General features: G+C 65.3%; 26 protein-coding genes and 2 pseudogenes. 14 read left to right on the forward strand and 14 right to left on the reverse strand.

Features of this window, described 5'->3' with window-relative positions; translation table 11 throughout:
* Positions 1-160 precede the first annotated feature (160 nt).
* From ACFWYE_RS27695 to ACFWYE_RS27720, 6 genes are all read left to right on the forward strand, one after another.
* Positions 161-547 (forward strand): hypothetical protein, encoded by a 387-nt coding sequence (locus tag ACFWYE_RS27695; RefSeq protein WP_379115319.1) that lies wholly within the window; start codon positions 161-163, stop codon positions 545-547.
* Between the two features lie 62 nt (positions 548-609).
* Entirely contained in the window at positions 610-1428 is an 819-nt protein-coding gene (locus ACFWYE_RS27700; protein WP_379063605.1) for a hypothetical protein, read from the forward strand.
* 116 nt (positions 1429-1544) lie between these two features.
* Positions 1545-2087 (forward strand): phosphatase PAP2 family protein, encoded by a 543-nt coding sequence (locus tag ACFWYE_RS27705; protein WP_379115320.1) that lies wholly within the window; start codon positions 1545-1547, stop codon positions 2085-2087.
* 167 nt (positions 2088-2254) lie between these two features.
* Positions 2255-2488, forward strand: a complete 234-nt coding sequence (locus ACFWYE_RS27710) for a hypothetical protein (protein WP_379115321.1) — start codon at positions 2255-2257, stop codon at positions 2486-2488.
* Positions 2489-2721: 233 nt separating this feature from the next.
* Complete coding sequence (locus ACFWYE_RS27715; protein WP_379115322.1) at positions 2722-4269, forward strand: trimethylamine methyltransferase family protein; 1548 nt, start codon at positions 2722-2724, stop codon at positions 4267-4269.
* A gap of 270 nt (positions 4270-4539) precedes the next feature.
* On the forward strand, positions 4540-4833 hold the full coding sequence (locus tag ACFWYE_RS27720; RefSeq protein WP_379115323.1) for a hypothetical protein: 294 nt from the start codon (positions 4540-4542) through the stop codon (positions 4831-4833).
* 222 nt (positions 4834-5055) lie between these two features.
* On the opposite strand, the gene ACFWYE_RS27725 is transcribed toward ACFWYE_RS27720, so the two are convergent.
* Both ACFWYE_RS27725 and ACFWYE_RS27730 read right to left on the reverse strand, forming a co-directional pair.
* Positions 5056-5682, reverse strand: coding sequence for a glutathione S-transferase family protein (locus ACFWYE_RS27725; RefSeq protein ID WP_379115324.1), 627 nt, complete (start codon positions 5680-5682; stop codon positions 5056-5058).
* Positions 5682-6050 carry a metalloregulator ArsR/SmtB family transcription factor gene (locus ACFWYE_RS27730; protein WP_379063631.1) on the reverse strand — a complete coding sequence of 123 codons (369 nt, stop codon included), beginning with the start codon at positions 6048-6050 and terminating at the stop codon, positions 5682-5684. The genes ACFWYE_RS27725 and ACFWYE_RS27730 overlap by 1 nt, the downstream gene beginning before the upstream one ends.
* 221 nt (positions 6051-6271) lie before the next feature.
* Between ACFWYE_RS27730 and ACFWYE_RS27735 the strand changes: the two genes are divergently transcribed.
* From ACFWYE_RS27735 to ACFWYE_RS27755, 5 genes and pseudogenes are all read left to right on the forward strand, one after another.
* Entirely contained in the window at positions 6272-7120 is an 849-nt protein-coding gene (locus ACFWYE_RS27735; RefSeq protein ID WP_379115325.1) for an ABC transporter substrate-binding protein, read from the forward strand.
* A complete protein-coding gene (locus tag ACFWYE_RS27740) occupies positions 7117-8247 on the forward strand; it encodes an LLM class flavin-dependent oxidoreductase (RefSeq protein WP_379115326.1) in 1131 nt (376 codons plus the stop codon). The genes ACFWYE_RS27735 and ACFWYE_RS27740 overlap by 4 nt, the downstream gene beginning before the upstream one ends.
* Positions 8248-8251: 4 nt before the next feature.
* Positions 8252-10081: a TRAP transporter large permease subunit gene (locus ACFWYE_RS27745; protein WP_379115327.1), complete on the forward strand. Its 1830-nt coding sequence runs from the start codon at positions 8252-8254 to the stop codon at positions 10079-10081.
* 28 nt (positions 10082-10109) lie between these two features.
* Positions 10110-11114, forward strand: a complete 1005-nt coding sequence (locus ACFWYE_RS27750; RefSeq protein ID WP_379115328.1) for a TRAP transporter substrate-binding protein — start codon at positions 10110-10112, stop codon at positions 11112-11114.
* A gap of 161 nt (positions 11115-11275) precedes the next feature.
* Positions 11276-12481 (forward strand): annotated as a pseudogene (locus tag ACFWYE_RS27755) (MFS transporter); the annotation flags it as partial.
* Positions 12482-12487: 6 nt separating this feature from the next.
* On the opposite strand, the gene ACFWYE_RS27760 reads toward ACFWYE_RS27755, so the two are convergent.
* Positions 12488-12862, reverse strand: a complete 375-nt coding sequence (locus tag ACFWYE_RS27760) for a hypothetical protein (RefSeq protein WP_379115329.1) — start codon at positions 12860-12862, stop codon at positions 12488-12490.
* Between the two features lie 408 nt (positions 12863-13270).
* Here ACFWYE_RS27760 and ACFWYE_RS27765 point away from each other — a divergent pair, with 408 nt between their 5' ends.
* Positions 13271-14017: a Crp/Fnr family transcriptional regulator gene (locus ACFWYE_RS27765; RefSeq protein WP_379063645.1), complete on the forward strand. Its 747-nt coding sequence runs from the start codon at positions 13271-13273 to the stop codon at positions 14015-14017.
* Between the two features lie 273 nt (positions 14018-14290).
* Here the strand turns inward: ACFWYE_RS27765 and ACFWYE_RS27770 are convergent, their stop codons facing one another.
* The 5 genes from ACFWYE_RS27770 to ACFWYE_RS27790 all read right to left on the reverse strand — a co-directional run bounded on the left by ACFWYE_RS27770 (position 14291) and on the right by ACFWYE_RS27790 (position 18259).
* Positions 14291-14617, reverse strand: a complete 327-nt coding sequence (locus ACFWYE_RS27770; protein ID WP_379063647.1) for a DUF982 domain-containing protein — start codon at positions 14615-14617, stop codon at positions 14291-14293.
* Complete coding sequence (locus tag ACFWYE_RS27775) at positions 14614-14868, reverse strand: hypothetical protein (RefSeq protein WP_379115330.1); 255 nt, start codon at positions 14866-14868, stop codon at positions 14614-14616. The genes ACFWYE_RS27770 and ACFWYE_RS27775 overlap by 4 nt, the downstream gene beginning before the upstream one ends.
* A gap of 290 nt (positions 14869-15158) precedes the next feature.
* Positions 15159-17480 (reverse strand): glucose/quinate/shikimate family membrane-bound PQQ-dependent dehydrogenase, encoded by a 2322-nt coding sequence (locus ACFWYE_RS27780; protein WP_379115331.1) that lies wholly within the window; start codon positions 17478-17480, stop codon positions 15159-15161.
* Between the two features lie 222 nt (positions 17481-17702).
* Complete coding sequence (locus ACFWYE_RS27785; protein ID WP_379115333.1) at positions 17703-17933, reverse strand: hypothetical protein; 231 nt, start codon at positions 17931-17933, stop codon at positions 17703-17705.
* Between the two features lie 116 nt (positions 17934-18049).
* Positions 18050-18259 (reverse strand): cold-shock protein, encoded by a 210-nt coding sequence (locus ACFWYE_RS27790; RefSeq protein WP_379063654.1) that lies wholly within the window; start codon positions 18257-18259, stop codon positions 18050-18052.
* Between the two features lie 258 nt (positions 18260-18517).
* Between ACFWYE_RS27790 and ACFWYE_RS27795 the strand changes: the two genes are divergently transcribed.
* Positions 18518-18721: a hypothetical protein gene (locus ACFWYE_RS27795; RefSeq protein ID WP_379115334.1), complete on the forward strand. Its 204-nt coding sequence runs from the start codon at positions 18518-18520 to the stop codon at positions 18719-18721.
* Positions 18722-18771: 50 nt separating this feature from the next.
* Here ACFWYE_RS27795 and ACFWYE_RS27800 read toward each other — a convergent pair whose 3' ends face one another.
* From ACFWYE_RS27800 to ACFWYE_RS27825, 6 genes are all read right to left on the reverse strand, one after another.
* Positions 18772-19470 (reverse strand): GntR family transcriptional regulator, encoded by a 699-nt coding sequence (locus ACFWYE_RS27800; protein ID WP_379115335.1) that lies wholly within the window; start codon positions 19468-19470, stop codon positions 18772-18774.
* A complete protein-coding gene (locus ACFWYE_RS27805; protein ID WP_379115336.1) occupies positions 19470-20396 on the reverse strand; it encodes an ABC transporter permease in 927 nt (308 codons plus the stop codon). Before ACFWYE_RS27805 ends, ACFWYE_RS27800 begins: the two co-directional genes overlap by 1 nt.
* Complete coding sequence (locus ACFWYE_RS27810) at positions 20393-21904, reverse strand: sugar ABC transporter ATP-binding protein (RefSeq protein WP_379115337.1); 1512 nt, start codon at positions 21902-21904, stop codon at positions 20393-20395. Before ACFWYE_RS27810 ends, ACFWYE_RS27805 begins: the two co-directional genes overlap by 4 nt.
* 63 nt (positions 21905-21967) lie before the next feature.
* A complete protein-coding gene (locus ACFWYE_RS27815) occupies positions 21968-22876 on the reverse strand; it encodes a sugar ABC transporter substrate-binding protein (protein ID WP_379115338.1) in 909 nt (302 codons plus the stop codon).
* Between the two features lie 99 nt (positions 22877-22975).
* Positions 22976-24406, reverse strand: a complete 1431-nt coding sequence (locus ACFWYE_RS27820) for an FGGY-family carbohydrate kinase (protein WP_379115342.1) — start codon at positions 24404-24406, stop codon at positions 22976-22978.
* A gap of 178 nt (positions 24407-24584) precedes the next feature.
* A complete protein-coding gene (locus tag ACFWYE_RS27825; protein WP_379115339.1) occupies positions 24585-25586 on the reverse strand; it encodes an AraC family transcriptional regulator in 1002 nt (333 codons plus the stop codon).
* Between the two features lie 194 nt (positions 25587-25780).
* Between ACFWYE_RS27825 and ACFWYE_RS27830 the strand changes: the two are divergent.
* Positions 25781-25943 (forward strand): annotated as a pseudogene (locus tag ACFWYE_RS27830) (tryptophan synthase subunit beta); the annotation flags it as partial.

A 25943-nucleotide genomic window follows, 5' to 3' on the forward strand; every position in this document is an offset into this window, starting at 1 on the left:
ACGGCTCGGCGGCGATCTTTTTCACGGCTCTAATTCTCAGCTAATCCAACCCGCTTATTGCTCGCAGCCAGGGTCAAGGCCGCGCCCTGCGGCCGCTGCCCGGTCAAACCCGAAGGGTGGAGCGATGCCCGCTCCGATTGCCTGTACAGCGAGGTTCCCGATGAAACAGATTCTTCTCGCCATAGCACTCATCGCCGCCCCCGTGGCGGCGTTCACCGGCTTTGAGCTCTACGCAGGCGCGACGACGGCCAAGACCGCGGATCTCGGCGACCTGTCTTCGTTCAAGGCCATCATCGCCGACGTCCGGGCACTTGCCGCCAAGGGCGATCTCGCCGCCGCCGCGAAACGCATCACCGACTATGAAACGGCCTGGGATCAGGCCCAGTCGGCGATCCGCCCGCTGAATCCGAACGACTGGAACACGATCGACGCCGCCTCCGACGACGCGCTGAAGGCCCTGCGCAAATCCACGCCTTCGGCTGCCGAGGTCGACAAGACCCTCGCGGTGCTTGCTGCCGCGCTCGATCCAGCCCACCCCGCCCAGTGACCGAGGCGAGCGGTCCGACGTTCGGCCCACATGCCTGATCCGTTCATTCAAGGATGCCCACGATGTCCGCGACAAGCGATTCAACCAAGGTCTACAACCGCGTCCCCAGCGTGACGGCCGACTTCTGGCTCATCAAGCTCATGGCCGTCACCATGGGCGAGACTGCAGCAGACTATCTCAACGTGCAGATGGGCCTCGGGCTGACGGCAACGTCGCTGATCATGTCCGCCATCCTGCTCGGTGCCCTTGCCTGGCAGTTCGCGCAGAAGCGCTATGTCCCGGCCGCCTATTGGCTTTCCGTAGTGCTGATCAGCATTGTCGGCACCCTCATCACCGACAATCTCGTCGACAACTTCCATGTGCCGCTGCTCACCACCACCATCGCCTTCTCGATCGCACTGGCGCTGACCTTCCTGCTGTGGTTCCGAGCCGAGCGCACCCTTTCGATCCATTCGATCTTCACCAATCGCCGCGAGGCCTTCTACTGGCTCGCCATCCTGTTCACCTTCGCGCTCGGCACGGCGGCGGGCGATCTGGTGGCCGAGCAGTTCGCGCTCGGATACATGGCGACCGGTGTGCTGTTCGGCATGATCATCCTGTCGCTGAGCATCGGCTACTTCTTCCTCGGGCTCGATCCGATCCTCGGCTTCTGGCTGGTGTACATCCTGACCCGGCCGCTCGGCGCCTCGTTCGGCGACCTGATGTCCCAGCCGGCGCAGTATGGCGGCCTTGGCCTCGGCACCGTTGTCACCAGCAGCATCTTCCTGGTGGCGATCATCGCCATCGTCGTCTTCATGAGCCTGCGCAACGAGGGCGAGCTGTCCGAAGACCATGATGCGCAGGCTGGTGCAGGCGACAAGCTCGCCAGGCAGAAAGCATGAAAACATCACGTTTCCCGGCGAAATCCGGCGGGTCGATCGGTGCCTGGCCAAGCAATCTTCCAGGTCCCCGGACGGCCCCTCGATGAGCAATCCTACGGCAGGCGGTGGACATATCCATGGATGAACGGGTCACGCGCTGGATCAATGCACCGGCAGGTGCGCATGCCCTGCTGGACGCGGCCATGCTCACCATCACCCACTACGGTGTGCCGCTGCTGATCCTGGCGGTTGTCATGCGGTGGTGGAGCCGCGGCGAGCGCCTGCATGTACGTCACGCCTGCGTCGCCGCCGGTCTGTCCTTCGCGATCGGCCTCGGGCTGAACCAGATCATCCTGCTTTTCGTGCATCGTATGCGGCCCTATGATGCCGGCGTCAGCCACCTGATCATCGAGCGCAGCGCGGACTGGTCGTTTCCATCCGACCATGCCACAGCCGCTTTCGCGATCGTGTTTGCCTTCCTTTTCCAGGGGCTGCGAGGCCGTGCGACGGCGTTTGCGGTTGCGGCGGTGGCGGTCTGCGTTTCCCGCATTTATGTCGGCACGCATTATGTGACGGACATCCTTGGCGGCGTCGCCACTGCCGCCGTGGCGGCACTTGCCGTGCGAGCGTTTTACCGGAAGGACACGCGGCTCGACCGGATGGTCACCAATATCCTCTAGCGACGGGCAGCAATGCTCGTATTCCGCAGGGGTATGGATTCCCATGCCAAAAACATCCCAATCATAGGATGTTTTTTCCATCTTCGCATCATCTCGTCCGGCGCCTTTGCTTTCCGGCCGCATGCGGGTGAGCTAACCTAGATGCTTCCAATGAGGACGTTTGCTCAATGTCGCGGGTGCAGCTGAAAGCAGCGGACGGCACCGTTGTCGAATTGGATCCGGCCAATGTCGTCGAAATCCGTCAGTTCGACGGCAAGGCGCAGGTCGAACAGGTGACCAGCGATCCATCCGTCCCGAGACGCATCACGCTTGCAGAAAAACCGTGGCGCGTGGCCATGCTGCTGAACGCGGCGATCGGCGAGACACGGTTCAGCAACAGAGCCAACGGCCAGAGCCGCTAGGCCCATCTCTCGAGACAGGACGAGCCTTGCCCAACTGCTGATAGCGCCGTCGAAAAGGCCGCCAACTGATGTCGGCATGAATTGTCCTGCATGACAGGTTACCGCTTCGCCCTGCGCTGCGTGCCGGGGCATCGGCGAAGATGGTCGGGATTCCGCTCAATCCCTTCGTTTTCCTGCACAAGCTTCATCCGAAAAGGCGGCAACCTTGCTCTGCCGCTCAAGGAGGAAACGCAATGCTCGACGACGTCGCCAGGGAAAGCCGCCGCGAGCGGCGCCGCGCCAGGGGTGGCGAAGCGGCGAGCCAGCGCAAGCCCGACTACCGCAGCCTGCGCAACCCGTTCCTGCCGCAACCGGTCTTCTCCGACGACCAGGTCGCAGCGATCCACGACACAGCGCTGCGCGTGCTGGAAGAACTCGGCATCAAGGTGCTTCTGGCGGAGGCGCGCGAACTCTACCGGCGTGCCGGCGCTATCGTCGACGACGACACGCAGATGGTGCGTATCGGCCGCGACATCGTCACGGCGGCGCTTGCCTCCGCGCCGCGGTCGATCCGCGCCCTGGGCGGAGACCGTTCAAGGGACCTCGTGCTGGAACTCGGCGCGCTCTCCCTGCTTGCCGGTTCCGGCGCTCCCAACGTGACCGACATCGAACGCGGCCGACGCCCCGGCAACCTCGCCGATTTCGAGGCCTTGGTCCGCATCGTACAGGGCTTCGACGTGCTGCACATGCTGGGGCCTTTCATCGAAGCGCAGGACATCGACACACGCTTCCGCCACTATGCGGTCAACCGGGTGCAGCTGACCCTTTCGGACAAGCTGCCCTTCGTCTATGCGCGCGGCACACCGCAGGTCGAGGACAGTTTCGCGATGCTTCGGCTGGCGCGAGGCCTTTCCGACGACGCCTTCCTGTCTGACGTGCATTGCTACACCGTCATCAACAGCAACTCGCCGCGCCAGCTCGACATCCCGATGGCGCAAGGCATCATCGACTTCGCGCGTGCCGGCCAGGTGTCGATCATCACGCCCTTCTGCCTCGCCGGCGCGATGGCGCCGATCACGGTCGCCGGTGCGCTGACGCTGCAGCATGCCGAGGCGCTGGCCGGGCTGGCGCTGGCCCAGATCGGCCGGGCTGGCGCGCCGGTGGTCTATGGCAGCTTCTCGTCCAATGTCGACATGAAATCGGGCGCACCGGCCTTCGGCACGCCGGAGCATGTCAAGGCGACGCTCGGCGCCGGCCAGCTGGCGCGGTTCCTCGGCCTGCCCTGGCGCTCCGGCGGCGGCAGCGCCGCCAACATCTCCGATGTGCAGGCCGCGCACGAGACGCAGTTCTCGCTGTGGGGCAGCGTGCTTTCGGGCGCGACCGTGTGCATCCACGCCGCCGGCTGGCTGGAGGGCGGCCTGACCGTTTCCTTCGAGAAGCTGATCACCGACATCGAGGCGCTGCAGACCATTGCCGAACTGTGCACGGCCGTGCCCGGCGATGCGGATGCGATCGGCTTCGACGCCATCGCCGAAGTGCAGCCGGGCGGGCATTTCTTCGCCGCGCAGCACACCATGGCGCGCTACCGCACCGCCTTCTACGAGCCGCTGGTCGCCGACCTTTCCAACTTCGGTTCGTGGAGCGAGGCCGGCGCGCGCACCGCGACCGAACGCGCCAACGACGTCTGGAAACGCAGGCTCGCCGAATTCGAGGCGCCCCGGTCGGCGGCCGCCTGCGGCGAGATCCTCGACGCGTTCATCGCGCGGCGGACGGAGCAAGGCGGCGCCGAACCTGTTTCATGATGGGTCCAGGGCGCGGGCTTTTCCGCCGCCCCGCATCGACACTATCCTTTGGTATATCGATCGTATCCCATTGCCTTTTCCAGGCGCCGCTTTTCGGCTGGATATGCTTCGATCCACTTGATATCCGATTGACGTTCGGAAGCCTCCGACAATCAAGCAGGAAACCTGAAATGCCCAGCGACAGTAGTCGAATGCCGCAAAGGTCTTTGGGTCGGGTCTGAGCAATCGGTCTCGCCCTGACGTCCCGCGCGGCACGTCAAGGAGTGAGACATGAACATCGCAACCTTCCCCCGCAGCGCTCTCGCCCAGCACCGCAACTATTTCGTGGCCGAGAGAATTGAAAACAACGCCTCGCACGAAGCCCGTCGGGAGACGTCCCGTACGCGTCCCGAGATCATCGCGATCTGGAGCCCTAATCCGAAGACCGGCCGCATCGAATGCCGCTGGACAGCCGACCAGGGCGAGATCGCCGGGTGGCTTTCCCGGCCCTGGATCGAGCGGGCAGGCATAATCCTCGCCGCCGCCCAGCAGGCGCGCTTCGACAAGGCAGGGCGGATGCGCTGACCATGGCCGTCGATGGCGTGGCGTGAACCGTCGCCACTCCCGCGTACGACCTTGCCGGACCTGCGCGGGATTGGCCCTCTTCACCGCGACTTCATCGGGAAGCAGCAGCCTGTACGGCCATCCGATCGCTGCGGCGCAGCAACCAGGCTACGACAAAGAACAGCAGAGCGCCCAACGGCAACGGGACTATGACCGGCATTCCATTCAACCTTGTTGTCGCGATCACGGCAGCGGGATCGCTCCGGTATCATGCGGCACCGCGTAACCGCGGATCACGGCCGGGCGGTCAGCGATTTCGAGATACCAGCGGCGGATGTTGGGGAAGTCGGCAAGGTCTATCCTGTGGCGCACGAAGCGCGACACCCAGGGCCAGATGGCGATGTCGGCGATCGAATAGTCGCCGGCGACGTAGTGGCGGCCTTCCAACCTCGCCTCCAGCGCCGCGTAGAGCCGGCGCGTCTCGGTGCGGAAGATGTCCTCGGCGTAGGGTGCCTTGCCCGGATTGTAAGTGAGGAAATTGTGGGCATGGCCGAGGGTCGGGCCGAAATTGCCGACCTGCCACAACAGCCATTCCAGCACGTTGAGCCGGGCAGCCGGCTCCCGCGGCAGCAGGCGCCCGGCGCGCTCGGCAAGGTGGATCATGATCGCACCCGACTCCATCAGCGTGCCGCCGTCCTCGAGGACGATGGCGGGGATCTTGGCCGACGGGCTGACCGCGCGGAAGGCAGGCCTGTGCTGCTCGCCGCGCGTGATGTCGACGGCGTGCGCGCGGTAAGGCAGCCCAAGCTCCTCGAGCAGGATCGAGATCTTCAGCCCATTGGGCGTGATCCAGGTGTAGAGGTCGATCATCAGTCGAACATCATCTCGTCGACCGAAAGGCCGGAATTCATGGCGCGCCGGCTGGTAACGTCGTCGAGTCCGGCAAACTGCTCGCGCAGCATGCCGATCAGACGCGCGACGCGGATGTCGGTCACCTGGTAGAGGATCGACTTGCCCTCGCGCCGGCCTTCGATCAGGCCCGCCTCCCTCAGCTCGCCGAGCTGCTGCGACAGTGTCGGCTGGCGAATGCCGAGCTCGTCTTCCAGCGTGCTGACCGAGCTTTCCTGCTCCATCAGGAAGCACAGGATCGCCAGCCGGTTCGGGTTGGCGAGATGCTTCAGCAGCTCGCTCGCCTCGCCGACGCTGGGACAGAGTTTCGGAGATATCGGTTTGGTCAAGGGCTCAGCCGCCTGTTGATACTTCACAAAAAGATAGAATGACATCGCCTGCGCCTCAAGCACGGCACCATCTCCTTTGCGCGCCCGCAAAGGAAATGCCGTTGCGGGCGCGATCGGCGCGATAAAAATCCTTTCCGCCCGATGCAATTGGCATGAGCGCGCTCGGATTCATTTCATAAAAAAGTAAATTGATATGGCAATCCATAAATACGATAGAAATTATGAAGATAGGCGTTCACCCTTCCAACCTGCACCTGATGCTGGCCCGCTCCTGGCCCGGTGCCTTCGCATCGCTCGACCCGCAATTCGTGCTCTATCCCGAAGGCCGCGACACCGGCCGGCTGCTGCATGAAGGACGCATCGATTTCGGCGGCACCGGCTCGACGCCGCCGATCGTCTCGGAAGCCAATTCGCTTCGCGTCTCCTATCTCGCGGCGTCGGCTCCGCGCCCGGCCAATGGCGGCATCTTCGTGCGCAAGGACAGCGGCGTGCGCAGCATCGGCGACCTCAAGGGCAAACGCGTCACCCTGATCGACGGATCGTTCCACACCTATCTGCTGGCCCGCGCCATCGAAGGCGAAGGGCTGCGCCTGCCGGACATCGAGACGGTCGAGCTGAGGCCGGAAGACTCGCTCGACGCCCTGCTTTCCGACCGGGTCGACGCCTGGATCGCCATGGCGCCACGGCTCGAAAAGGCGCTGGAGCGCGATGACATCAGGCTGATCGCCCGCTGCGGCGACACCATCCCCAACCGCTCGGTGTTCTGGACGCTGGCGGGGCGCAGGAACGCCAACGACGCCGGGGCCGAGATCGCCGCCGAACTCGCCCGCGTCGGACGCGAGGTGGAGGCCGACCCGGCACGCGCCGCGGCACTGCTGGCTGCCGCGCGCATCGGCGACGGCGACGCCGGCGCCTGGGAGCGGGTGATCCGTTCACGCGACTTCTCGATCGTGGCGGCCAACGCCGCGATCCTCCAGGAACAACAGGACGAGGCCGATACGCTCTACCGGCACGGCTATCTCGACCAGCCGGTGCAGCTCGGCTCCAGCAATGAAAGGGTCCCGGCATGAACGTGCTCTGGTACATGTGCGCGCCGGATGGCGCCTATCCCTGGCAGCCGGAGGGCTCGCGCCAGGTCGACTATGGCTATTATCGCCAGCTCGCCCAGGCCTATGACCATCTCGGCTATACCGGTGCGCTGTTCGCCACCGGCGCGCATGACGTCTGGGTGCTGGCGGGCGCGCTGCTGCCCTATACGGAGCGGCTGAAATTCCTCGTCGCCATCCATCCCGGGCTGATCGCGCCAACGCTGCTGGCCAAGATGGCGGCGACCTTCCAGGAATTCTCCAAGGGCCGCCTGCTGGTCAACATCGTGTCGGGCGACGCCAAGATGCTCGGCGCCTACGGCATGACCATGCCGCATGACGAACGCTACGACATGGCGGACGAATATCTCACCATCTGGCACAGACTGTTCAAGGGCGAGACGGTCGACTTCCAGGGCAGATATTTCAACACGGTCGGCGCAAAGCTGGCGCTGCCGGTCGGCGAAAGCATCGCGCCGCCGCCGCTGTGGTTCGGCGGCTCGTCCGACAAGGCGCTCGAGGTCTCGGCCAAGCATGTCGACACCTATCTGTCCTGGGGCGAGACGCCGGAGCAGATCAAGGCCAAGGTCGATGCGGTCAAGGCCAAGGCGGCGAGCCATGGACGCACGCTGGACTACGGCATCCGCCTCTATGTCATCGTGCGCGAGACCGACAGCAAGGCCTGGGAAGCGGCCAGCGACCTCTATGCCCGCATGGATGAAAGGGCGATCGCCGCCAACCAGCGCTTCGTCTCGAATTCCGACTCGGTCGGGCAGCGGCGCATGAGCGCCATGCATGGCGGCGTCAAGCCGGACGACCTGCGCGAACTCGAAGTCGCGCCCAACCTGTGGGCCGGCATCGGCCTGGTGCGGCCGGGACCGGGCACGGCGATCGTCGGTTCGCCCGACACGGTGATCCGCACGCTGGAGGCGTACAAGGCAGCCGGCGTCGACACCTTCATCCTGTCGGGCATGCCGCTGCTGGAGGAAGCCTATCGTTTCGGCGAAAGCGTGCTGCCGCGCCTCGACGTCAAACGCGAGGTCTCCACCGCCAAGAACTTCACCTGGTCGACGCTGTTCGATCGTGACCTTTCCAAAGCGTCTGCGGGCTAACCCCATGAGCACGTTGGATCTTACGGCACCGGCCCCCGCCTCCGGCGCCGCACGACAGGCGGCGCGTCTGTTGCGCTGGCTGGAACAAGGACTGGGTGCGATCTGCGCGCTGCTGCTCGCCGTGCTACTGGTTGTGGTGCTTGCCACCGTGCTGCTGCGCTATGTCTTCTCCACCGGCCTGCTCGGCGCGGAAGATGCCGGCATCTGGCTGCATGTCGCGCTGATCGCGGCCGGCGCGCCGCTGGCCATCAACAGCGCGCTGGCGATGCGGCTCGACATCTTCGTGCGGCGGATGCCGGCAGCGGGCCAGCAGACGGCCGACATCGCCGCCGACGTCTTTTCGGTGCTGACCGGGCTGGTGCTGCTGTTCGGCGGCGCCACCATCGCCGCCAGGCTGGGCGGCATCTCGCCTTCGCTCGGCCTGCCGGAATGGATCCGCTTCGGTTTCCTTGGAGCGGGCGGCGGACTGGTTCTGTTGGCGCTGCTGCTCAACCGGGTGGCTGAAGGGCGAAGCGGCCAGTTCATCCTCTCCACCGTGATCGGCATCGCGGTTTATCTCGCCGCGACACGGCTTTCCTTCGATGTCGCCTGGCCGCCGAGCCTCGTGCTCGGCATCATCGCCGGCATCGGCCTTGTCGTGGCGGCGCCGTTGCCGCATGCCTTCCTGGCTGCTTCCTACATTGCGATCCTGTTCGGCTCGACCCTGCCGGAAGCGGCGATCGTCTCCTCCACCGTCACCGGCCTGTCGAAGTTCCTGCTGCTGGCGATCCCGTTCTTCCTGCTGGCCGGCGGCTTCCTGACCATCTCCGGCGTTGCCGGGCAGATCGTACGCTTCGCCGCCGCCCTTGTCGGCCACCGCCGCGCCGGCCTCGGCCAGACCGCGCTGCTGACCAGCGTGCTGTTTTCCGGCGCCTCTGGCTCGTCGGTGGCCAATGCCGCCTTCGGCGCCGCCACCTTCCAGCCGGAACTGGTCAAGCGCGGCTATCCGCCGGCACAGGCGGGCGCGATCATTGCCGCGACCTCGGTGCTGGACAACGTCATCCCGCCCTCGATCGCCTTCCTGATCCTGGCCGCCGCCACCAACCTTTCGGTCGGCGCGCTTCTGGTCGGCGGCTTCTTCGCCGGCGGCGTCATGGCCGTCTGCCTGGCTGTCGCTATCCACCTGACCGTGCGCGAGAACACCACGCAACCGCGCGCCGACGCGACCGAGCGCTGGCGTTCCGCCATCGGCGCCATCCCGGCCTTCGGCCTCGGCGTGCTGGTGGTGGTCGGCATCCGCTTCGGCGTCGTCACCACCACGGAGGCGGCGGCATTGGCCGCCCTCTACGCGCTGCTGCTCGGCGTCTTTGCCCGCCTGCGCGCCGCTTCTCTTTACGAGGCCATGCGGCAGGCAGCGGTCGAGGCGTCGGCGATCGGCCTCTTGATCGGCAGCGCAGCGCCCTTCGCCTTCCTGCTCGCCGTCGACGACATTTCCGGGCTGGTCTCCAGCGTTGCCACCAGCCTTGGCGCCGGCGCGCTCGGCGTGCTGGTCGCCATCAACCTGATCCTGCTGGTGGTCGGGCTGGTGCTCGACATCGGCGCGGCGATCCTTTTGTTTTCGCCGATCTTCCTGCCGATCGCCGTTGCCGCCGGCATCGACCCGATCCATTTCGGCGTCATCCTGGTCGTCAACCTGATGATCGGAGGGCTGACGCCGCCGGTCGGCATGCTGGTCTATGTCGTCTCCGGCGTCACCCGCATCCCGGCGCCGACGCTGTTCCGCGCCATCCTGCCTTACCTGGCAGCCCTTCTCGTTTCCCTGGCGATCCTGAGCGCCTGGGCCCTCTTCTTCTGACCCATTCTCGAGCAACGGATGATCCCTCATGAGCAAGTTCATTAGCCGACGCAGTTTCCTGCAGGCCACCGGCGCCATTGCCGGCGGCGCGCTGTTCGCACCGGCCATCATCGGCCGGGCGCAGGCCGCGACGAAGCTGACCGTCGCCTCGCTGTTCGGCGACGACAAGCCGGAGACCAGGATCTGGTTCAAGATCCGCGACCTCGTCGAGGCGAAGCTGCCGGGGCAGTTCCATTTCAACATCGTCAAGGACGGCGCGCTGGGCGGCGAAAAGGAAGTCGCAGAGGGCATAAGGCTGGGTTCCATCCAGGCCAGCCAGTCGACGGTGTCGTGGCTGACCAGCTGGGTGCCGGAACTGCAGATCCTCGACCTGCCGTTCCTGTTCCGCGACGCCGCCCATGTGCGCAAGGTCGTCGACGGCGATGTCGGCAAGGACCTCAAGCAGAAGCTGCTGGCCCAGGACTTCGTCGCGCTCGACTACATCAATTACGGCGCGCGCCACCTGCTGACCAAGGAAGAGACCGTGCGGCCGGAGCAGCTGCAGGGCAAGCGCATCCGCGTCATCCAGAGCCCGCTGCACACCAAACTGTGGAGCGCCTTCGGCGCGACGCCGATCGGCATTCCGATCACCGAGACCTACAATGCGCTGGCCACCGGCGTCGCCGACGCCATGGACCTGACCAAATCCGCCTATGCCGGCTTCAAGCTCTACGAAGTGGTGCCGTACCTGACCGAGACCGGCCATATCTGGGCATCGGGCGTCGTCTATTTCTCCGCCGGCTTCTGGAACGGCCTCAACGACGAGCAGAAGGCCGTGTTCCAGGCCGCCGCCAGCGAAGGAGCGGCCTATTTCAACCAGCTCATCGTCGAGGACGAGGGGGTGTCGGTGGCCAAGGCCGCCGAGAAAGGCGGCCATGTCGCGCAGCCGCAGGACCGCGCCGCATGGGAAAAGGGCGCCAGGGGCGTCTGGGAAAGCTTCGCCGGGACGGTGGGCGGGCTGGACAGGATCGAGGCGATCCGGGCGGTGGCTTGAGGGAGCGCCTTTATCTCCTCCCTCGTGGGGGAGAAAGGCGGGAGAGAGAGGCGCCAAGCTTGCTTCGCCTCCCTCCTCCAGAGCGGTCCGATATGGGTGCGCGAAGTGGACCTGTGAAAACTGCGAAACCTGGCAAATGCTAGGACCGCTTTTTTCAAGAGGTTCCGGCCATCATGCGGTCTTCCCACGCCTATCTGCTGTTCATCGCGACGCTTCTCACTTCGGTCGGCTATGGCGCGACATTCCTGCTGACGATGCATTTCCGCGCTCTTGGCGGCAGCGAGATCGAGACGGGCATAACGCTGAGCGGGGCGATGGTCGGCACGCTGGTCGGCGTGCCGCTCGTCGGCTGGTTCGCGAACCGGCTCGGCGCGGCGCGCATGGCGGCCGTGGGTGCGGCGCTGGTCGCCGCCGGCTATGTCGGCCTCGCATGGATCTCGGCCGTCGCTCCCACGATCGTTGTGGCCGGGTTCTTCATCGGCCTCGGCTGGGGAACGTTTTTCCTGGCCGGGCCGATGTCGCTTTCCGTCCGCGTCACCGACAGCGACCGCGGCTTCTGGTTCACGCGCTATGGCGCGTTCCAGATGGGTGGCATCGGACTGAGCCCCATCGTCGCGACGGGGCTGATCGACCATCTCGGCCTGACGACGGCGCAGGCGTTCGAGGTCGTCGCCGCATCGACGGCGCTGGCCGCGCTGATGCTGGTGATCTTCGAGATCATCGCGTCCTACGACCGGCAGGCCGCCGCCGTCGCCAGCCGTGGAAACTGGGTGGCGGCGCTGCCGTCGATCGCACGCACAAAAGCGCTCTACCCGATCGTCATGGTGGGGCTGGGTGCCTGCGTGTTCAGCGGCGTGCTGACCTTCCAGACATCGCTGGTCGAGGGCACGGGGCTGGCGGCCAGCACCTATTTCGCCGCCTACGCCCTGACCGTCGTGGCCACCCGCTTCACCCTGGCGCCGATCGTCAACCGAGCCAACGGCGACAGAGCCTCCATCATCCTGCTCATAACGATGTGCGTGGGCATCGCGGTCGTCTTCGGGCTCGGCTACGGCGTTGCCGTCCAGATCGCCAGCGCGATCCTGCTGGGGGTCGGATATGGCCTGGTCTATTCGCTGATCCAGACGCAAGCCGTCAACGACGCGCCGGTGGAACACAGGAACGCCGCGCTGACCTGGTTCGTCATCGCCTATTTCGTCGGCATCTTCGGCTTCCCGACACTCGGCGCCTGGCTGATCGTCCACGCCGGCCTGCCATGGTTCGTTGCCGCCATCCTCGCATTTGGCCTAGCGGAACTGGCACTGGCATTCGCCCGCCAGGGCGGCGGCCTGATCTTTCGCCGGCCCAGGGCGGAGGTCTCCGGATAAGTTGCCCTACAAACCGCGGTTCGGCACATAAAGGCAGAGCGAGCGTGGCGAGGCGGTCTGGCCGCCCGGCTTGCATTCGTGGAAGAACTCGTCGCGGGAAGGCCGGACGCGACGATCGCTGTAGGGGATGAGTTCTCCTGTCGAGAGCAGGTAGCCGTCCCGGGTTTCCTTCACGTCGGAGGCCGGGGCCTGGTAGCAGTCGAGCCCGGAACAGCACTCGATGTCGTAGCTCCAGCCGGCAGGCGCGTCATGCGCACCGGTGGTAGCGGGGAGTAAAGTCGCCCCGATCAACACAAGTATCCCCGCCGCGACATTGCAGCCGGGATAACGATCCACGGTTCCGGAATGATGCCCTTGCCGGGCCTGGCGTGGCTTCCACATCGCTGACCACCCTGGCAGTCCTGCTGCCTGTCATCTGCGAAACTGAAATACGCAACAACGCCAAAAGATCATCGCTAACGCGCAACTCCGAAGAAGGTTCCACGAAGTCGAATCGCGCTCGACAGAATAAAACCGTATCGATGGGACCGGGTTATATTCTGCCGCGAAAGCTCGGTGCGGACGACCGGACAAACTGCCCGCATCTTGTCTGACGCGATCCTTGCCGATGCCGCAGTGCTTGCGAATATTGCCTTCGAGGCCGGCCAGCCCGTTCTCCTTGACTGCGCCGACCGGGCGCAGTGAAATCTGCCAGCCCAACGAACGAGACGGCGCTCCGAATACCGATGAACATTTCCCCGCCTTTCGCGTTGGCTATGGAATGAGCCAGGCAGAGAGGACGCGATTGCCATGCACGGATCGCTCGACACGGTGGACAACAACCTGCTGCGCGCCTTGCGGCCGGATGACTGGGCCCTGCTGCAGCCGCACCTGGAGGACTGGTCGGCACAATCGGGAACGCTGATCCAGGAGCCGGGCGACACGGTTCGCCATGCCTACTTCCCGCGCGGCCCGAGCCTGATCTCCTATCTCGTCGTGCTCCGCGACGGCCGCGGCATCGAAACGGTGCTGGTCGGGCGCGAAGGTGCCGTCGGCGGCATCGTCAGCCAAGGGAAACTGCCTGCCTACGCCCGCGCCGTGGTTCAGGTCGGCGCGTCCTTCTGGCGGATCGACGTGCAGGATCTCGAACAGGCGAAAAGCCGGTCGCCGAACCTGCGCCACCTGCTGACGCGTTATGCCGACTGCCTGCTGGCGCAGATCTTCCAGTCGGTGGCCTGCAATGCCGCCCACTCGATCGAACAACGCACCGCCAAATGGCTGCTCGCCGCCATGGACCGGACCGGCAGGCATGACCTGACGCTGACGCAGGAGCACCTTGCAGCCATGCTGGGGGTGGGGCGCAGCTACCTTGCCCGCGTCTTCCACGACCTGCGCGGCGAGGGCATCATCGAGACGAAGCGCGGCCACGTCGTCGTGCACAAGAAGGGCAAGCTCCGCTCGATCGCCTGCGAGTGCAATGCCGCCGTCACCCGCCACTTCGACAATGTGCTGAAAGGGGTCTACCCGAACGGACAGGACGAGGCGGAGAAACATTGAACGTCCTGGTCGGCGGGGCACTGCCGTCGGCCCGGCGAAATGGACCCTGGCATGAACCGATCGGCACCGGAGGCGGGTTGCCGAAGACTTCATCGGAGTGTTCCCAGCTCGCGCTGCCCTGCTCCCTTGCGGGCAGCGCTTCTTTTTGGAACGGCAGCCGGGCTGGCCAGTTTCAACAAGACTGGTGGTCAGTCCCTCCGACCACCAGAGCGCGAGCGCCGGCCCGGTATGTCCACACTCCTTACCGGGTCGGTACGTGCGGCCGGCGAGCGCTTAGGGGTGCGTTGGCGGCAGGCCCTCCAGGGGATTGAAATTCTCCGGCTCGATGGCGGAGAGTTCCCGGGCAACGCGCTCCCGCAATTGCCGGCACTCGACGATGCAGCCCTGCGCCCGCGCCGCAATGACGAAGGCATCAAAAGCCGCCCGCGGCGTACACCAGCCCTGCCTGGCTTTCTCCGCCAGATGAGCGGCATTGCGGTAGAGTTCGCACTCCTTGTCCGGCCAGGCCATCGAGATGGCTTTGACCACGTCGTTCAGCCTTGCAATGTTGAGCTCATAGCCGCGTGCGGTGCGGAATGTCAGCGGCGTGAACGGGCTCATGATTGCGCCTCGGTTCGCAGCAATTCGCCGGCTGTCGATTTGCGCCCGAGATAGACGTCGAGACATTCCCGGATCTCGGCTTCCTCGATCACCCCTTGCGCGAACAGGTCCATCGTCGCCCGCGCAAGGTCGGTGGCGGCAGGACTGCCGCAATGGAAACCGCGCTCGAAGCAGACGGTGTCGTAGATTTCCTTGAGGAATTTCAGGTCGTCGGGATAGGCGATACCACTGGGATGATGAGGAACCGGCATGGCTTCCTCCCTTCATTTGGGGCGGAAGCGCATGAGGCGCTTACAGTCGGCGATGCCCTGATCAACTACCGCCGATGACGGAACCATGCGCCCGTTTCCGGCGGCCGTCTGTCCACAAGTGGACACAAGCGGTCACGTATGAAGACAGGACTATTCCTGTGTTATCAACGAGTTAGAAAATGCTGTGTCGACTGGCGCGCATTTATTTCGCGTTGTTGCCCGCGAATCCGCCCCGGCCACCTCCGAAGGCCCGCCCCGGCGAAGCGGGCGGGCCCTGTCGGGAGACCCGCCTACGGCAACGTATAGGCGATGACGTAGTCGCCGGGCTTGGTGCCGACCGAGCCGTGGCCGCCGGCAACCATCACCACATACTGCTTGCCGCTGGCGGTGGCGAAGGTCATCGGCGTGGCCTGGCCGCCGGCCGGCAGCCTTGCCTGCCAGAGCTGCCGGCCGGTGGTGACGTCATAGGCGCGCAGATAGTCGTCCACCGCGGCGCCCAGGAACGCCACGCCGCCGCGCGTCAGCATCGGCCCGCCGATACCGGGAACGCCCAGCTTGAACGGCAGAGGCAGCGGCGTCATGTCGGTGACCGTGCCGTTCTTGTGCCTGTAGGCGATCTTGCCCGACTTCAGGTCGACGCCGGCGACATAACCCCAGGGCGGCGCCTGACAGGGAATGCCGAGCGGGCCGAGGAACGGACCCATATAGACGCCGTATGGGGCGCCTTCGTTGCGGTTCAGACCCTGCTCGCTGCCCTTCTCGTTGCTGCCCTTCGGCGGGACATCGGCGCGGGGCACCAGACGCGAGGTGAAGGCGAGATAGGTCGGCATGCCGAACATGATCTGCCGTTCGGGATCGACGGCGACGCTGCCCCAGTTGAAGACGCCGAAATTGCCGGGATAGACGATGGTGCCCTTGAGCGAGGGCGGCGTGTAGCGGCCCTCATAGTTCAGGCGGTGGAAGTTGATGCGGCACATCATCTGGTCGAACAGCGAGACGCCCCACATGTCCTTCTCCTGCAGCGGCGGCGGCGAGAAGGTCAGGTCGGAGATCGGCTGCGTCGGCGCGGAGAAGTCCTCCGGGATGGCGCCGCCGGGCGCCGGAATCTCGCGCACCGGGATGATCGGCTCGCCGGTGCGCCGGTCGAGCACGTAGATGTCGCCCTGCTTGGTCGGCCCGACCAGCGCCGGCACGATGGTGCCATCCGCCTTGGTCAGGTCGAACAGCACCGGCTGCGCCGGAACGTCCATGTCCCAGAGGTCGTGATGCACGGTCTGGCGCACCCAGCGCAGCTTGCCGGTGAGGATATCCAGCGCCACGATCGAGGACGAGAAACGCTCGACATGCTCGCTGCGGCCCATGCCGAGCTGATCCGGCACCTGATTGCCGAGCGGGATGTAGACCAGCCCCAGCCGCTCGTCGACGCTGAACACCGACCAGCTGTTCGGCGAATTGGTGGTGTAGGTGGCGCCTTCGGCGATCGGCCTGGTGTCGTCGGGATTGCCGGAATCCCAGTTCCACAGCAGCGTGCCGGTGCGGATGTCGAAAGCGCGGATGACGCCGGACTGTTCCTGCGTGGAATAGTTGTCGTTGACCGCGCCGCCGATGATCAGCTTGTCGTCGACGGCGACCGGCGGCGAGGTCGAATAATAATAGCCGGCCGGATTGTATTTCATGCCGGCTTCCAGATGCAGCGCACCCTTGTCGGCAAAGCTCTCGCAGACCTTGCCGCTGGCCGCATCGAGCGCGATCAGCCTGGCGTCCGAGGTCGGCAGGTAGACGCGCGCGGCACAGGGCTCGCCGGCGGCGACGCGTGTGTCCACCCAATAGGTGACGCCCCGGCAGGTCTGGTGCTGGCGGTCGGGATTGAGGCCCGGCTTGGCATCGAACCGCCATTTCTCCTTGCCGCTTTCGGCATCGAGCGCGATGGCCAGATTGTGGGGCGTGCAGAGATAAAGCGTATCGCCGACCTTCAGCGGCGTGACCTGGTAGGTGGTTTCGCCGATGTCGTCGGGCAGCTTCACGTCGCCGGTCTGATAGCGCCAGGCTTCCTTCAGGCTGGCGACATTGGCGACGTTGATCTGGTCGAGCGGCGAATAGCGCTGGCCGAACTGCGTGCGGCCATATTGATGCCAGTCGCCGGGCGGCACGAGATTGCCGAGCGAAGCGACGGCAGCGCCCTCCTTCGGAAGCTCGCCGGCGACATCGTGCGGGTCGGTGGTCATCGAATAGCCCGCAACGACGATGGCCGCCAGCACCGGAATGGCCAGGGGCCAGGCGCCTGGCACGGTGCCATCGGCCGAACGCAGCGAGCGGCGCACCCATGGGGTCAGCAGCCAGAGCCCGATCAGGATGATCAACCCGCCGCGCGGACTGAGCTGCCACCAGTCGAAACCGACTTCCCAGATCGCCCAGCCGAGCGCGGCGATCACCAGCAGCGCATAGACCCAGAGCGCCAGGGCACTGCGCCTGTAAAGCAGCAGCGCCACCACGAGGACGATGATGCCGATGGCGAGATAGGCGGGACTGCCGCCGAGGGTGACAAGCCAGATGCCGCCGGCACCGAGCAGGAGGCCTAACAGAGCCAGCAGGAGAGAGGTGAACATGATCATGGTGCCGCCCAGACTGTTGAATGACAGCTCGTAGAACCCCGCGACCCGAAGTGACCTTAACCGGTTATTGCGATTGGTCAAAGATGTGCGGTGGCCGCGACGCCATGCCCGATCCTGATGATCACGGACAGCTGCTGACAGCTCCGAAGCCGTCAACCGGCATTCGCAGCTTCCACTGTGCCTGCGGCGGACGGATCTGCCGCGTCGGCCCTTGAGCCAGACCTACGCTTTGCCGGCTTTCCTGGCGCGTGGCTTTGGTTTTGCGGGCTTGCTCTCAACGGCAGCCACGGCTTCCTGGGCAAGCCGTGCCTGCCGCAGCCGTTCGGTCTTGGCCCGGCGCTGGGCCAATTCGTCGTTGATGATCGCCTTTGCCGCTTTCGACGTGGTGTCGTCCTTTGACTCCGTCCGGGTCGGCTTCGGCTTGAACACATCGTTGGGAATGGATTTGTCCATTTCAGTCTCCGGGAATGAAAAAATGAAAAAAGGCCGGGCGAACCCGACCTTCTCCAAAAGTCATCTCCATGGCCGATGCCAGTACATCCGTGGTCAGCAGCCAGAAACGACCTGTCTCAGATCGCCTGCAGGTTATCAGCAGCGCTTTTGCCGGTCTTGCGATCGGCAACGACGTCGAAATTCACCTTCTGTCCTTCGGCGAGACCGCGCATACCGGCGCGTTCCACTGCCGACACGTGGACGAAGACATCGTTGGAACCGTCGTCCGGCGCGATAAACCCGAAGCCCTTGGTGGCATTGAAGAACTTTACTGTTCCGGAGGCCATCAGAATTTCCTTTCAATTGACACAGAAATTCGCCGCCCGACATCATGCCAGGCGCCGTAGTTTTCGAAATTGAGAGGAAGATCGGTCAGGCGTCAGAACGCCAAAACAAGCTCAACAGGCAAGATCGATTTGAAATACTTAGAACGATTTTGCAGCAAATACAAGGCTCGAGGAAAATATTCAAATTAGACATGGACAGCGGAGCACAGGGAGCGCATGTTTTTCCGGGGCGGAACCTCCGGATGACGGGAGCCAATGATGCCTTCGTTCTACGCTACAAGCAGAGACGCCCTGTTCCGGTTTGGCCGCGACCTTCGGGGCTTGCCGAAGGAAGAGCCGGCCGCCGAGAGCCCGTCAATCGTGATCCCGCCAACAACGGCAACACGGCGCTGCCGCGATAACGATGCCTCGGGCGCGGCCCGGCGCGCCAAGGAAATGATGGAACGCAACCATCTCATCTGAGGGCATCCGATCCGAGCGCATCCGATGCGAAGGCTTGCCGGAAGTGCCGCTCAGAACCGGAAATACTCTCCAAGCAGGATCGAGTTCGAATATTCGACAGGCCTGCCGTCGGCCAGCACGAGCCGGAGCACGCGCACGACTGGATGGCCCGGCTCGATGCCGGTAAAGCCCGCCTCCTCAACCGTCGCGGACGACTGGACGAATTGCTCGCGGCCGATGACGAGCCCATCGATGCCATGCAGTCGCTGCAGTTCGCGGTAGAGCGAGCTGCGCTCCAGGTCGGTCGGCCGTATCCCGGCGAGAAGGTTTTCCGGAATGACGGAACGCTGCTGCACGACCGGCCGACCGTCGAGCAGCCTGAGCCGGCAGATCTCGCCGACGGTCTCGCCGAGCTTGACGGAAAGCGCCCGGGCCTCGGCGAGGCCGGCATGCGCCTCGCCCAGACGCAACAGCTTCGTCGTCAATCGGAAACCAGCCTCGCGAGCCGCTGTCGGCAGGTCGACGATGGTGTCGTGCGACAGTGCGATGGAGCGGCCGCGATAGAGGGAATTGCGGCCCTGGTTCTTGGTGATCAGCCCCTCGGCCTCGACGATCGACAGCGCCTTGCGCAAGGTGCGGCGCGTCACCTTGAAATAGCGGGCGAGTTCTGTCTCTGAGGGCAGCGGTTCATTGGCCTGCCAAAGGCTGTTGCCGAATTCCGCAGCAAGCGCACGGGCGATGCGCACATGGGCCGGGTCCTGAGCGGTCATCACCCCCGGCTCCCGACGTTGCGCACCAGCACCGACGCGATGATGATGAGGCCGGTCAGCACATCCTGCATGTAATTGGGAATGCCGAGGATGGTCAGCCCGTTGGCGACGACGGCGATGATCGCGGTGCCGAGCAGCGTGCCGGCGGCACTTGGCTGGCCGTCGCGAAACGCAGTGATGCCGAGATAGACGGCGGCATAGGCCTGCAGCAGGAAGCCGTTGCCGCCGGTGGGGTGCGCGCTGCCGAGTTTCGCCGTCAGCAGAAGCCCGGCCGCTGCCGCCATGGCGGAGCACAGGCCAAAGGCCTTGATGGTGGTCGGCACGACGGGAACGCCGGTGAGGCGCGCGGCTTCGCGGTTGCCGCCGAGCGCCAGCATGCGCCGCCCGAGCTCGGTCCAGTCCAGCATCAGCGTCACGAACAGCACCGCAGCCAGCGCCCACAGCGTCGGCACCGGAATGCCGGCGAGATAGCCGCGGCCAAGATCGCGGAATGCGGGCGGGATGTTGCCGAACAGCGTGGCACCGGCGCTGAGCCAGAAGGTGAAGCCGCCGATGATGGTGCCCATGGCCAGGGTCATGATGAAGCTCGGCACCCGCCAGGCTGAAACGACAAGGCCGTTGACGCAGCCGACCGCGAAGCCGGCGGCAAGCGTGACCGCGATCGTGGGCGCGATGCCCCAGCCCTGCCCGAACAGGTAGACGCTGGTGATGCCGGCCATCGAGACGACGGCGCCGATCGACAGATCGAATTCGGACACCGCCATGACGAAGACGACCCCGAGTGCGACGATGGCGAGCAGCGCCATCTGCTGCGTGATGTTGATCAGGTTGGAAGGTTGCGCGAAGCCCGTCGGCGACAGGATCGAGAACAGGGCGATGATGGCCACCAGGCCAAGCAGCGTGCCGAAGCGCGAGATCAAGGTCATGGCTGGTTCCCCTCGATTGCCCGCGACGATTGCACCGCGGCCTCGACGATGGCTCGACGGCTGAGGTCGCGGTTCGGGCTGTCGAGCGTGATCGTGCCGCCGGCCATCACCAGCACCCGCCCGGCCAAAGTGACCAGCTCCTCGATGTCGGAGGTGGCGAAGACGACCGCAGCACCTTGCCCGGCGAGGCTGTGGCACAGCGCATGGATTTCGGCTTTCGAGCGCACGTCGACGCCGCGCGTCGGCTCGTCGAGCAGATAGAGGCGACAGGTCGGACGGACCCAGCGCCCGATCAGCGCCTTCTGCTGGTTGCCGCCCGACAGCGTCGACATGCGGTCGTTGATGGTGCCGTATTTGACGCCGCGCTGCGCCAGAAGCCGGCCGACATCGCGGCGCGCCGAACGCCAGGACAGGAACGGCAAGGCCTGCACCAGCCGGTTGAGCTTCAGGCGCGGCAGCAGCGTGTTGTCGAGGATGGAATGATCCATCACCAGGCCCGCCGAGCGCCGGTCTTCCGGCGCGAAGGCGACCCCGGCCCGGATGCGCGAGGCGGTGCCTGTTGCCGGCAACGCGCGTCCGTCGATGGATATATTGCCCCGGCTCTGCGCATTGGCACCCCAGATCGACTTGAGCAGGCTCGAGCGGCCGCTGCCGACGATGCCGTAGATGCCGACGATCTCGCCCGCGGCGACGTCGAGATCGACAGGCCGGCGTCCGGGAGCCGCAGCAAACTGCGACAGCGCCAGCACCGTCGGGCCTGCGGTTGTCGCTGGCGCGGCGGGCCGGGCGTCAAACGCGCCGCCCGCCATCAGCGCGACCAGCCGGTCGCGATCGGTGTCGGCGATCCGTCCCGAACCGGCCGTCGCCCCGTTGACCAGCACCGTGTAGTCGTCGGCGATCGCCATCACCTCCTCGAGCCGGTGCGATACGAAAATCACCGCGCAGCCATGCAGGGCGAGCTGGCGAACGATGCGGTGAAGCACCGCCGCCTCCTTTTCGCTCAGTGCCGCGGTCGGCTCGTCGAGCACCAGGATGCGCGCCTCGTCCATCAACGCCCGCAGGATCTCGACGATCTGCTGCCTGCCGATCGACATGCGCCCGACCGGCTGGTCGATGTCGATGTCGAGGCCGTAGCGCTCGCAGGTCTGCGAGAACCGGGCCCGCATGACGCGCCAGTCGACCAGTCCGCCGCGCCGCGGATAACGGCGGCCGACCCAGGCATTCTCATAGGCGGTGAAATGCGGCACCAGGTTCAGTTCCTGATGCACGAAGCGCAGGCCGGCCTTTTCGGAATGCGCCGGTGTCGATGGCGTGAATTCGCGGCCGTCCAGCAGCATGCTGCCGCCATCCGGCTGGTGCACGCCGGAGAGGCATTTGAGCAGGGTCGACTTGCCGGCCCCGTTTTCGCCAAGCAGCGCATGCACCCGCCCGGCGGCGACGCTGAGCGCGACGCCGTCAAGGGCGCGAACGCCGCCGAAGCGCTTTGCCAGCCCGGCAACCTCCAGCATCGCCCTATCTCCCGTCACGGCATCTCACTGATGGCAACTCGCCCCTCCAACCGTCTCTTTCCGTCAGTTGCAGGTGACACCGAGGCTTGCGCGGTCCACCACCTTGGCCTCGACGAGGATCTCCGGCTTTTCCGGTTTCCTGCCCTCGAGTGCCGCAGCCGTTTCGGACACCGCGGTTTTCGCGATGGCCGGGAAATCCTGGCGAACGGTCGCCACCAGGTTCGTACACTGCTTGATCAGGTCGAGCGCTTGCGGGTTGCCGTCGATGCCGGCGATCAGCACCTTGGAATCGGCTGCATCGCTCTGGATCGCCAGCAGCGCGCCGATGGCCGGCTCGTCCCATGCCGCCCAGACGCCGTTGATCTGGCTGCCATGCTGGCGCAGGAATGTTTCCATAGCCTGGCGCGCATTGTCGATCGGGCCCGGAACCTGGACGTAGTGCTCGGCAATCACCTTGATGCCGGGATGCGCGGCAAGCGCCTTGTCGAGCGCCAGTTCGCGCTGCCGGACACCCGGATGGGCGGAATGGAAGAACTTGACGATGTTGCCCTTGTCGCCCATCGCCTTGAACAGATAGTCCGACAGGATGGTGCCGAGCGCGAAGTTGTCCGTGGTGATGTTGACGGTCACGCCCTTGGCGACGGCGCCGTCGAGTACAATGACCGGGATGCCCTTGGCCGACGCGGCCTCGACCTGATCGACGATCTGGTTGGGATCGACGCTGACCAGCACGATGGCTTTCACGCCGGCATTGGTGACGTCTTCCACCCGGCTCGCCAGCTGCTGGAAGTCGCCGCGCGTGTCGACGACGTTGATGCTCCAGCCCTTCGGCACGGCTTCGCTCTTGTAGGTCTCGATCATCTCATTGGTGGTCACCGAGCTCAGATAAGGCGTCAGCACCGCAATGTCTTCCGCGAGTGCCGCCGTGCTGCTCAGGGCCAATGCCAAGAGTGCCGCGAATGTTCTTTTCATGTCCTTCCTCCCCTGGGTTGCGCCGATCGCGCATACCTTGTTCCAGCGCGATCTTTTCCGAAAACCGGTTCCCACTTTTCGGGATCATGCTCAAGCCTGTCACTCCAGTCCGGCCGCCAGCGTCCGTGCCATGGACGAGGCGGAAAGATAGGCATGGTAGCGCCTGGCGTGACGTTGAACGCGTTGCGGCCGCGGTTTCACGATGGTGTCCCGCGCAACGGCGTCCATCGTGATCCCTGCCCTGCCCGCCACCATCCGCATGATGCCGGCGGCGGTCGTCGCCTCGCTGTCGGCCGGAATGCGGATGTCGCGGTCAAGCACGTCGGCGAGGATCTGCTGCTGCAACGGATGCCGGACGCCGCCGCCGATGGCTGTCAGCAGCGAGCGCGGAAGCTCCGCCGCATCCAGATTATGCCGGACGGCGAAGGCAATACCTTCCATGACGGCCAGCGCCAGCGCGCCGGCGTCGCTGATCTGTTCGAGGCCGAGGAACGCGCCGCGCACGTCGCGATCCTGGAACGGCGCGCGCTCGCCGCCGAGATAGGGCAGGAACAGCGGCTTGCCCGGCGCTTCGTCGTGGCTCGCCGCGCGCTTGCAGAGCCGTTCGATGGTCTGGCCGGTGGTGGCTGAGAGCCAGTCCATGGCGGCACCCGCGGTCAGGAAAGGCGAGATGATGATGGCGCAATCGGCTCGCACGGGATCGGCCAGCGTGTAGATGTCGCGCGGCAGGACGTGGTCGGCGCTGCGGACGGTCGCCGCCACCCAGCCGGTGGTGCCGAGATAGCAGTAGGCAGTGCCCGGTTCGTCGGCCATCGCGCCCCAGGTGGCGGCAGCGGCGTCGCCCGCCCCATTGAACACGGGGATGCCGGCGGGGAGGCCAGTCTCGGCGGCCGCACCGGCAGTGACCAGGCCGACAATGCCGTTTGCCGGTTCGATCACCGGCAGGGACGCCTCGCCGACGCCAGCGAGGCCAAGGAGCTCGCGGTCCCATTGCCGGCTCGAAAAATCCATCAGCCCGGTGGTGGAGGCGACGGTCGGGTCGATGACGCGCCTGCCGGTCAGCCTGAAGGTCAGCGCATCCTTGGCGCCAAATATCCAGAACACATCGTTGCCGGGCAAATCGTAGCGCTGCCGCGCCATCAGCCTGAGGATCGTGTGTGCGCCATCCGGCCTGTTGCCCGTCCGGCGGCCATAGTCCGCCGGCAGTTTCGCCGTCAGGCCGGACACCTCGTCGGCGTCCAGGCGCTGATCGGAATAGAGCACCGCCGGTGCCGCGGGGTGACCATCGGCATGCAGCGCGATCAGGTTCTGCATCGAGCCGGAAAACGCCACCGATGCCACGGCGCCCGCGCCCGGAAGCATCCGGGCCACCTTGCCCAGTGCCCGCCACCAGCTTTCCGCATCCTGCTCATGCTCGCCACTCATGCCGTGCCGGGTGGCGATCGGCTCGACAGCCGAGGCAAGGATCGACCCGTCCGGCCCGAACAGGACGGCCTTCAACGCCGACGTGCCGACATCGATGACCAGCATGGCGCTCACTCTGCCCCTCCCGACATCGCGTCAGGAGCAGGCTTCCGGCCGGCTTTTGTCAAACTGTTTGCGCGGGAAACGAAAACGGACTTCCGAAAACGGACAGGCCTTTCCGAAAATGTCCTGTCAACGGGCGCGGCGCCCCAAGAACACAGTCAACCGGCGCGCGCACCAACGGTCATTCAAAGTGGCCGCTGGCATCGGTCCTGGTATCCATGAGGCGCGATGGGTTCATGCCGCTGTGGGCGCGAAAGCAGGCGGCAAACCGGCCCGCATTGGCATAACCGACCGTCCTGGCGGCCTCGGTGATCGACATGTCGCCCTGGCTCAGCAGGACGCGGGCATGTTTCATGCGCTGGCCGGTCAGATATTCATGCGGCGACAGGCCGGTGAACCGGCGCATGCCAGCGGTCAGTGTCCTTGGCGTGACGCGCAGCAGGGCGGCGAGGTCGGCTATGGCCAGCTGCAGATTGGCCGGATTGTCCAACAGCTTGCGAAAACCGCTGACATAATGCGGCACGGCTCCCGCCAGCGTGCTCTCGACCCGCGGGGCAGACAGCGCCGGCGCGTGCTCGAAAACCGTCTGGAGAACCGCATTGACAAGCGGCATGCACGACGAAGCCGACGGGCCTTCATCCAGCCGTTCCGTCACGATCAACCCGATCAGGCTCATGATGCGCCTGCCGGCCATCGAGCCGAGATCGATCTCGGCGCGAAACACCGGCGTGCGGCGCTCGGCATCGCCGGTGTAGTTCTGCCAGGCGCGCTCGACAAAAGTCCGCTTGAGACGCAACATCACCTGCGAAGTGTCGGCACGCCAGGTCGAGCGGATATAGGCACCCGGCGACAAAAGCAGTCCGGTGCCCACCTGCGAGCCCAGCCGCTTATCGCCATAGGCGAGGTCGACGCCACCGCTCACCGGGAATTCCAGCATGTAGAACGTGTCGAAGGAACCGGCGTCGACCGTCAGTTCCGGCCCATAGCGCAGGAAATTGACGGAGGCCTCCTCGCAGTCGATGGCGTGGTGGCGGAAGTCGAGCGCCGATGCTTCGTTCGACAGATGCAGCCGGTGCGGCCGGTAACTGGTCGACAGGGCCGCAACGGCACCATCCGCGGAACCGGACCGTATGCCGGGAGCGCATGCAAGGCGGCTGGAAATGTCGGTCAGGTCTGGCGTCATCCCGTACGAGAATAGGTGCGGCGCCGACGCTTGTCTATCCGCGCAAGGGGCACAAGCAGCCAACCGATCCTTCGGATACGCTCACACAACACATTGTAATTGAAATACTTTTTTCAACTTCGATCGGCTTGCCGCGACTTGACTTGTTCCCTCCCCGGCGGACGACAATCAGCGGACAACAAACGGACCCTCCGATGACCGCACAGTTTCAACCCAATTCCTTCCGTACGGGCCCTGACGAACAGGGGATGTTCGGCATCTACGGCGGGCGTTTTGTCGCCGAGACGCTGATGCCGCTGATCCTCGACCTGGAGCGGGAATGGGAGAAGGCCAAGAACGATCCCGCGTTCAAGGCCG

Origin of the sequence: Mesorhizobium sp. NPDC059025 (assembly GCF_042739655.1) — a bacterium.
Classification (GTDB): domain Bacteria; phylum Pseudomonadota; class Alphaproteobacteria; order Rhizobiales; family Rhizobiaceae; genus Mesorhizobium.

What these genes read in the sequence shown, in the direction of transcription:
- ACFWYE_RS27780 (WP_379115331.1), bottom strand. Translation starts at nt 17,480, where the DNA reads ATGATCATGTTCACCTCTCTCCTGCTGGCTCTGTTAGGCCTCCTGCTC.
- ACFWYE_RS27725 (WP_379115324.1), bottom strand. Translation starts at nt 5,682, where the DNA reads ATGATCGACCTCTACACCTGGATCACGCCCAATGGGCTGAAGATCTCG.
- ACFWYE_RS27715 (WP_379115322.1), top strand. Translation starts at nt 2,722, where the DNA reads ATGCTCGACGACGTCGCCAGGGAAAGCCGCCGCGAGCGGCGCCGCGCC.
- ACFWYE_RS27760 (WP_379115329.1), bottom strand. Translation starts at nt 12,862, where the DNA reads ATGTGGAAGCCACGCCAGGCCCGGCAAGGGCATCATTCCGGAACCGTG.
- ACFWYE_RS27695 (WP_379115319.1), top strand. Translation starts at nt 161, where the DNA reads ATGAAACAGATTCTTCTCGCCATAGCACTCATCGCCGCCCCCGTGGCG.
- ACFWYE_RS27770 (WP_379063647.1), bottom strand. Translation starts at nt 14,617, where the DNA reads ATGAGCCCGTTCACGCCGCTGACATTCCGCACCGCACGCGGCTATGAG.
- ACFWYE_RS27775 (WP_379115330.1), bottom strand. Translation starts at nt 14,868, where the DNA reads ATGCCGGTTCCTCATCATCCCAGTGGTATCGCCTATCCCGACGACCTG.
- ACFWYE_RS27795 (WP_379115334.1), top strand. Translation starts at nt 18,518, where the DNA reads ATGCCTTCGTTCTACGCTACAAGCAGAGACGCCCTGTTCCGGTTTGGC.
- ACFWYE_RS27705 (WP_379115320.1), top strand. Translation starts at nt 1,545, where the DNA reads ATGGATGAACGGGTCACGCGCTGGATCAATGCACCGGCAGGTGCGCAT.
- ACFWYE_RS27750 (WP_379115328.1), top strand. Translation starts at nt 10,110, where the DNA reads ATGAGCAAGTTCATTAGCCGACGCAGTTTCCTGCAGGCCACCGGCGCC.
- ACFWYE_RS27710 (WP_379115321.1), top strand. Translation starts at nt 2,255, where the DNA reads ATGTCGCGGGTGCAGCTGAAAGCAGCGGACGGCACCGTTGTCGAATTG.
- ACFWYE_RS27800 (WP_379115335.1), bottom strand. Translation starts at nt 19,470, where the DNA reads ATGACCGCTCAGGACCCGGCCCATGTGCGCATCGCCCGTGCGCTTGCT.
- ACFWYE_RS27825 (WP_379115339.1), bottom strand. Translation starts at nt 25,586, where the DNA reads ATGACGCCAGACCTGACCGACATTTCCAGCCGCCTTGCATGCGCTCCC.
- ACFWYE_RS27735 (WP_379115325.1), top strand. Translation starts at nt 6,272, where the DNA reads ATGAAGATAGGCGTTCACCCTTCCAACCTGCACCTGATGCTGGCCCGC.
- ACFWYE_RS27720 (WP_379115323.1), top strand. Translation starts at nt 4,540, where the DNA reads ATGAACATCGCAACCTTCCCCCGCAGCGCTCTCGCCCAGCACCGCAAC.
- ACFWYE_RS27820 (WP_379115342.1), bottom strand. Translation starts at nt 24,406, where the DNA reads ATGCTGGTCATCGATGTCGGCACGTCGGCGTTGAAGGCCGTCCTGTTC.
- ACFWYE_RS27805 (WP_379115336.1), bottom strand. Translation starts at nt 20,396, where the DNA reads ATGACCTTGATCTCGCGCTTCGGCACGCTGCTTGGCCTGGTGGCCATC.
- ACFWYE_RS27785 (WP_379115333.1), bottom strand. Translation starts at nt 17,933, where the DNA reads ATGGACAAATCCATTCCCAACGATGTGTTCAAGCCGAAGCCGACCCGG.
- ACFWYE_RS27815 (WP_379115338.1), bottom strand. Translation starts at nt 22,876, where the DNA reads ATGAAAAGAACATTCGCGGCACTCTTGGCATTGGCCCTGAGCAGCACG.
- ACFWYE_RS27745 (WP_379115327.1), top strand. Translation starts at nt 8,252, where the DNA reads ATGAGCACGTTGGATCTTACGGCACCGGCCCCCGCCTCCGGCGCCGCA.
- ACFWYE_RS27790 (WP_379063654.1), bottom strand. Translation starts at nt 18,259, where the DNA reads ATGGCCTCCGGAACAGTAAAGTTCTTCAATGCCACCAAGGGCTTCGGG.
- ACFWYE_RS27765 (WP_379063645.1), top strand. Translation starts at nt 13,271, where the DNA reads ATGCACGGATCGCTCGACACGGTGGACAACAACCTGCTGCGCGCCTTG.
- ACFWYE_RS27700 (WP_379063605.1), top strand. Translation starts at nt 610, where the DNA reads ATGTCCGCGACAAGCGATTCAACCAAGGTCTACAACCGCGTCCCCAGC.
- ACFWYE_RS27740 (WP_379115326.1), top strand. Translation starts at nt 7,117, where the DNA reads ATGAACGTGCTCTGGTACATGTGCGCGCCGGATGGCGCCTATCCCTGG.
- ACFWYE_RS27810 (WP_379115337.1), bottom strand. Translation starts at nt 21,904, where the DNA reads ATGCTGGAGGTTGCCGGGCTGGCAAAGCGCTTCGGCGGCGTTCGCGCC.